General features: G+C 39.4%; 2 tRNA genes. Both read left to right on the forward strand.

What is annotated here, in order from left to right:
- Window positions 1-28: 28 nt before the first annotated feature.
- Window positions 29-105 (forward strand) — tRNA-Ile (locus PMAL9190_RS20025).
- A 44-nt stretch (window positions 106-149) separates the two neighbouring features.
- Window positions 150-225 (forward strand) — tRNA-Ala (locus tag PMAL9190_RS20030).
- Window positions 226-518 lie beyond the last annotated feature (293 nt).

A 518-nucleotide genomic window follows, 5' to 3' on the forward strand; every position in this document is an offset into this window, starting at 1 on the left:
GTTAAAATGTAAGAACGCAAAAAGACTTGGGTCTGTAGCTCAGGTGGTTAGAGCGCACCCCTGATAAGGGTGAGGTCGGTGGTTCGAGTCCACTCAGACCCACCACTTTTTCTCCCAGAAAAAGTGGCGGTACAGTCTTTTAAATCGTTGGGGTTATAGCTCAGCTGGGAGAGCGCCTGCCTTGCACGCAGGAGGTCTGCGGTTCGATCCCGCATAGCTCCACCACTCTTTAAGTACACTTCTCTTGCAATAGAGAGTAAAAAGTGTTTTTAAAAAGTGGTTATCTAACGATGATTACATGTTCTTTAACAATCTGGAAAGCTGACTAGTAAATTCAATCGATAGATTGATTTTAAAAATGTTTTTATTCTATGAATAAAAACGAGTTCTCAAAACAACACACATTCAAGTGTCTTGATTTTGTTTTCACTTTTTAAAGTGAAGACAAATAAATGAGTCCGGCGAAAAACCAATGTTTAATATTTTCTTGATCGAAATGTTAAACGCAAACCTTGGTT

Source organism: Photobacterium malacitanum (assembly GCF_900185615.1).
Taxonomy (GTDB): domain Bacteria; phylum Pseudomonadota; class Gammaproteobacteria; order Enterobacterales; family Vibrionaceae; genus Photobacterium; species Photobacterium malacitanum.